Origin of the sequence: Azospirillum sp. B506 (assembly GCF_000333595.1) — a bacterium.
Taxonomy (GTDB): domain Bacteria; phylum Pseudomonadota; class Alphaproteobacteria; order Azospirillales; family Azospirillaceae; genus Azospirillum.
On record NZ_BADK01000901.1, the window covers coordinates 1 to 4,730 of the forward strand.

Genomic DNA, 4,730 nt, shown 5'->3' on the forward strand with positions numbered 1-4,730 from the left:
GATGTCTCCTTCGGTCCGGCGCCAGCAGCCGGCCCGACCCGCCGGTGAAGACCGCCTTGGCCTCCGGATGGCGGCGGACGAGATCGGCGAAACCCAGGATGCGCTCCGCCGCCTCGTTCAGCGACGGATCGCCGCGGTCGGCGGTGATCGGCGGGTTGACGGCGCCGCCCAGCATGATGATGCCGTCGATCCGCCCCTCCGGCTCCAGCCGCGGGAAGCGGTTCTCCAGCGGCAGGGCGACCAGCGCGCCCAGCCCGGTATACATGACCAGCAGAAGCAGAAGCGCCGCCAGCGTGACCAGCCGCCGCCCGGCATGCTGCCAGCGCCGCGTCCGCCACAGCAGCGCGCCCAGCGCCACGGCCAGCACCAAGGCATTGCCGGGCGCGACGATACCCCACAGCAGCTTCGACAGGATGAAGGACAAGACCGGAGCATCCATGGCGGTGAATGGGATGGGCGGAGCATAAGCGGGACGGTATGAAGGCGGCAACCCAGCTCTCTCCCGCCCCAAATCCCCCTCTCCCCCCCGGGGAGAGGGCCGGGGTGAGGGGGATGCATGGGGTGGATTTGGTGGGGGGTGAAAGGTGTGCGATGCTTGGGAACCCTCGTCGCGCGCCCTCTCACCCTAACCCTCTCCCCGGGGGGAGAGGGGATTGGATGCGTGCGCATCACCCCCGCCAATATCCCCACACCGACGCCGGCGGCAGGTTCCGCAGCGTGAAGCCCAGACGCTCGCCCTTCAACCCCAGCGCGTCGCGGTTCAGCGGCGAATGCGGCATGAAGCTGTAGAGCAGGAAGCGCCCGCCCGGCCGCAGGATGCGGAAGGTGGCGTCCAGCACCTCGCGCTGGAACTCCAGCGGGAAGGTGATCATCGGGATGCCGATCACCACCGTGCCGACCTTGCCGCACAGCGCCTCGCCCAGCAGCTCCGGCGCCTTGCGGCAGTCGTCGGCGATGACGGTGACCGCCGGGCAGCGGGCACGCAGATGGCGGGCAAGGTCGTCGTCGATCTCGAAGCTGTAGAGCCGGTCGGGCGGAATGCCGGCCTCCAGCATCGCCGCGGTTATGGGACCGGTGCCGCCGCCGAACTCGACCACGACCTCGTCCGGCTCGCGGCGGATTTCGCGGGTGATGCGCCGGCGCAGCGCCTGGGAGGAGGGGGCGATCGACCCCATCGCCCAGGGATCGGCCAGCCAGCGGCGGAAGAACAGCCAGGATTCGGAAAGCGGTGCGGATGCAGCCTCGGTCATCGGAGCCTCCCTGGTTCGGGACGGTCCGTCACCCCTGGTGCGGGCGCGGCCGTCCTACCGGAGAGTTGCTGCCAGAAGTTGGTGACCTGCGTATGACAGGCTGCTGGCCACCAGCGTCAAAACCACCAGCGCCGCGACGGTCAGCCCCAACCCGATGCCGATGGCGCCGCCGTCGCGTTCGATCAGCCCCAGCGAGATCAGCACCAGCGCGAAGCCGGGCAGCCAGCCGGTCAGCGGCAGCGGCACGATGCAGGTCAGCGTCAGGATGAACAGCAACAGGCCGAACCAGCGCTCCTGGTCGATGCGGGCGAGCCGGTGCAGCCGCGGCTTCAGCATCCGTTCGATCCACACCAGCCGCGGCATGGCGGCGTCCAGCGTCCGCGCCGCCAGCCGGGTGCCGATGGAGCGCCGCAGCAGCCAGTCCGGCAAACCCACCCCGCGCCGGCCGAAGGCGAGCTGGGCGGTGTAGAGCACGATGGGCAGGTCGAACAGGCAGGACACGCCGAGCGGCACCGGCGCGATGGTCGGCAGCGACAGGGCCAGCAGGATGGTGCCGAGCGAGCGGTCGCCCAGCGCCCGGATCAGGTCGCCCAGCGTGACCCGTCCGGCCGGCAGGTTGGCGCGGAAGCGGGCCAGCACGTCGGACGTGCGCTCCTCATCCTCGCCGTCGCAGACGACGGGCAGGGCGATGGTGCCGTCATGCTCCAACTCCGCCTGGACGCTGCCGTCTGCGTCGTCGATGTGCCGGCGGGCGTTCAAACGCCGGCCTCCGCCGCGGCGCTCTCGTAGAGTTCCAGCGCCTCCAGCCAGGTCTCCTCGGCGGTCGCCAGCTTCTTCTCCACCGTGCCCAGCTCGATCTGCAGTTTGGTCAGCTTGTCGGACGGGCCGGTGTAGAGCGCCGGGTCGGCCATCTTCGCCTCGATCCTGCGCTTCTCCTCGGCAAGCTTGGTCACCAGCGCCTCGGCGTCGGTGGCCTTGCGCTTCAGCGGCGCCAGCGCGGTGCGCGCCTCGGCCGCCGCCCGGCGCTGGTCCTTCTTGTTCGGCCCGGCGTCGCGCTCCGTGCCACCCTTCGCCACCGCCCGTTCCGCCTTGGCGCGGTCGAGCAGATAGCGGCGGTAATCGTCGAGATCGCCGTCATAGGCCTGCACCGTGCCGTCGGCGACCAGCAGCAGCCGGTCCACCGTCATCTCGATCAGGTGGGGGTCGTGGCTGATGACGATGACGGCACCGGGGAAGTCGTTGATCGCCTCGATCAGCGCTTCGCGGCTGTCGATGTCCAGATGGTTGGTCGGCTCGTCCAGCATCAGGATGTGCGGGACTTCCCGGCTCATCAGCGCCAGCAGCAGACGCGCCTTCTCGCCGCCGGACAGGTTGGCGATCTTGGTCTCGGCCTTGACCTGCGGGAAGCCGAAGCGGCCGAGATGGGCGCGCACCTTCTCCTCCAGCGCCAGCGGCATGATGCGCTGGGTCTGCTGGATCGGCGTCAGCGACAGGTCCAGCTCCTCGGCCTGATGCTGGGCGAAATAGCCGATGCGCAGCTTGGACGGCCGCCGCATCTCACCGGCCATCGGCTGCAGACGGTTGGCCAGCAGCTTGACCAGCGTCGATTTGCCGTTGCCGTTGGCGCCGAGCAGGCCGATGCGGTCCTCCATGTCGATGCGCAGGTTGACCCGCCGCAGGATCACCGTGTCGCCATAGCCGATGCTGACGCCTTCCAGCGCGATCAGCGGCGGCGCCAGCTCGTCCGGCGGCGGGAAATTGAAGACGACCTCGGGATCGTCCTCCATCAGCGTGATCGACTCCATCTTCTCCAGCAGCTTCAGGCGGCTTTGCGCCTGACGGGCCTTGCTGGCCTTGAAGCGGAAGCGGTCGACATAGGACATCATGTGCTTGCGCCGCGCCTCCTGCTTGGCGGCCATCGAGGCCAGCCGTTCCTGGTTGGCGCGGCGCTGCGCCAGGAACTGGTCGTAATTGCCGCTGTAGGTGACGAGCTTGCCCTGATCGATGTGGATCGTCGTGTTCGGCACCGCGTTCAGCAGCTCGCGGTCGTGGCTGACCAGCAGGATGGTGTGCGGGTAGTTCTTCAGATAGCCCTCAAGCCAGATGGTGGCTTCGAGGTCGAGGTGGTTGGTCGGCTCGTCGAGCAGCAGCAGGTCGGGGCGGGAGAACAGCACGCCGGCCAGCGCCACGCGCATGCGCCATCCGCCGGAGAAATCCGAACAGGGCCGCGCTTGAGCCTCGGCATCGAAGCCCAGGCCGGACAGCACCTGTGCCGCGCGCGACGGGGCGGAATGCGCCTCGATGTCGGCCAGCCTTGCGTGGATTTCGCCGATGCGCATCGGGTCGGTCGCCGTCTCGGCCTCCGCCAGCAGGGCTGTGCGTTCGGTGTCGGCGGCCAGCACGGCGTCGATCAGCGTGGTCGGGCCGCTGGGGGCCTCCTGCGCCACCATGCCCATCCGCATGCCGGCCGGCAGGGTGATGGCGCCGGCATCGGTTTGCAGCTGGCCCGAGATCAGCTTCAGCAGGGTCGATTTCCCGGTGCCGTTGCGTCCCACCAGCGCCACGCGGTGCCCCTTGGACACGACGGCGGTCGCATGGTCGAACAACACTCGGCCGCCGAAGCGGAAGGTCAGGTCATTGATGTGCAGCATAGCGCGGAGGATGTAGCACGCGGGGGCGCCGATTTGAAGCGGGCCAGGGTGGTTGACATGCGGATGGCACGGCTTTGTCCCGCGCGGGGCGTCATTCGTCGGCCTTCCGCCAGGTTCCAAGGAGCGGGTGCCGGTTCGCCGGTTTGTTTGAACACGACCAAGTTGGAGAACGGAACCGCCACCCGCAATTTTTTTATTGAACGATCATTCAATAAAAACCACGCTGCTTCCTGAAACCAAATTGCGGGATGCGGATCACCCTTGGGCCTGGGATCGGGGAGACGGGACATGATGCGGTTCGGACGGCAGGCCCATTACATTCACGGCCGCCCCGTGGAGGGCGAGGGGGCGGAGCACATCGCCACCGTCAACCCGGCGACCGGCGAGACGCTGGCCGAGGTCGCGCAGGCGACAGCCGCGGAGATCGACCGCGCCGTCGACAGTGCCCGTGCCGGACAGGCGGTGTGGGGTGCGATGACGGCGATGGAGCGGTCGCGGGTGCTGCGCCGGGCGGTCTCCCTGCTGCGCGAGCGCAACGACGCGCTGGCCGAAATCGAAACGCTCGACACCGGCAAGCCGTTGAGCGAGACCCGCGCGGTCGACATCGCCACCGGCGCCGACGTGCTGGAATATTACGCCGGCCTCGCCCCGGCGCTGGAGGGGCGACAGATCCCCCTGCGCCCCACCTCCTTCGTCTACACGAGGCGCGAGCCTCTGGGGGTGGTGGCCGGGATCGGCGCCTGGAAACTACCGATCCAGATCGCGCTGTGGAAATCGGCCCCGGCGCTGGCCGCCGGCAACGCCATGATCTTCAAGCCGAGCGAGGTGA

The 4,730-nt window shown here is 68.9% G+C and carries 4 protein-coding genes and 1 pseudogene; 1 reads left to right on the forward strand and 4 read right to left on the reverse strand.

The window, feature by feature from the left end:
• The 4 genes and pseudogenes from I71_RS27945 to I71_RS27960 form a co-directional block, all read right to left on the reverse strand.
• A pseudogene (locus tag I71_RS27945) lies at positions 1 to 439 on the reverse strand (YdcF family protein); the annotation flags it as partial.
• Between the two features lie 229 nt (positions 440 to 668).
• Positions 669 to 1,250, reverse strand: coding sequence for a class I SAM-dependent methyltransferase (locus I71_RS27950; protein ID WP_042701832.1), 582 nt, complete (start codon positions 1,248 to 1,250; stop codon positions 669 to 671).
• Between the two features lie 54 nt (positions 1,251 to 1,304).
• Positions 1,305 to 2,009 carry an exopolysaccharide biosynthesis protein gene (locus tag I71_RS27955; RefSeq protein ID WP_042701835.1) on the reverse strand — a complete coding sequence of 235 codons (705 nt, stop codon included), beginning with the start codon at positions 2,007 to 2,009 and terminating at the stop codon, positions 1,305 to 1,307.
• Positions 2,006 to 3,901 (reverse strand): ABC-F family ATP-binding cassette domain-containing protein, encoded by a 1,896-nt coding sequence (locus I71_RS27960; RefSeq protein WP_042701838.1) that lies wholly within the window; start codon positions 3,899 to 3,901, stop codon positions 2,006 to 2,008. Before I71_RS27960 ends, I71_RS27955 begins: the two co-directional genes overlap by 4 nt.
• A 288-nt stretch (positions 3,902 to 4,189) precedes the next feature.
• On the opposite strand from I71_RS27960, the gene I71_RS27965 reads away from it, so the two are divergent.
• Positions 4,190 to 4,730: aldehyde dehydrogenase family protein (locus tag I71_RS27965; protein ID WP_042701841.1), on the forward strand; the 541-nt coding region annotated here is incomplete at its 3' end.

What these genes read in the sequence shown, in the direction of transcription:
- I71_RS27950 (WP_042701832.1), bottom strand. Translation starts at nt 1,250, where the DNA reads ATGACCGAGGCTGCATCCGCACCGCTTTCCGAATCCTGGCTGTTCTTC.
- I71_RS27960 (WP_042701838.1), bottom strand. Translation starts at nt 3,901, where the DNA reads ATGCTGCACATCAATGACCTGACCTTCCGCTTCGGCGGCCGAGTGTTG.